At 76.1% G+C, this 760-nt stretch carries 1 protein-coding gene; it reads right to left on the reverse strand.

Translation table 11 applies throughout. The features are described from left to right. On the reverse strand, positions 1-760 hold a 760-nt coding region (locus tag ACYVE9_RS29310; RefSeq protein WP_461030907.1), incomplete at both ends, for a methylmalonyl-CoA mutase family protein.

Below are 760 nucleotides of genomic sequence, written 5' to 3' on the forward strand. Positions count from 1 at the left end.
GCCAGCCGCTCGCGGCGCCGCTGCCAGGTCGCGTCCAGCCGCTGCCGGACGGTGCCGTCGGCGAGCGCGGCCTGCTGCCCGCCGGCCCGCTCGATCTCCTGGAACCACGCCCAGGCCGCCTGCGCCAGCTCCTCGGTGAGCCGCTCCACGTACCAGGAGCCGCCCGCCGGGTCGATGACCCGCGCCACGTGCGACTCCTCGATCAGGATCGTGGAGGTGTTGCGGGCGATCCGGCGGGCGAACGCGTCCGGCAGCCCGGCCGCGTGGTCGAACGGCAGGACCGTCACCGCCTCCGCACCGCCCACGCCCGCGGCGAGCGACGCCACCGTGGTGCGCAGCATGTTCACCCACGGGTCGCGGCGGGACATCATCACCGACGAGGTGACCGCGTGCTGCCGCTGCGCAGCAGCGGACGAGACGACACCGCTGACCTGGGCGACCCGCGCCCACAGCCGACGGGCCGCACGCAGCTTCGCGATGGTGGTGAACTGGTCGGCGGTCGCGGCGAACCGGAACTCCAGCTGCCGGCAGGCGTCCTCGGCGCTCAGCCCGTGCCCGGTGAGCAGCCGCAGGTAGGCGACGCCGGTGGCCAGCGCGCAGCCCAGTTCCTCGGCGGGTGAGGCGCCGGCCTCGTGGTACGGCAGCGCGTCGACCGTCATGCCGCGCAGCCCGGGGTGGGTGGCGGCGATCGCCCGGGTCCGTTCGGCCGCCGCGTCGAGCTGCTCGGCTGTCTCGGCGCCCGACCCGGTGCGGGCCAGCA

It is taken from the genome of Streptomyces sparsus, assembly GCF_054776295.1.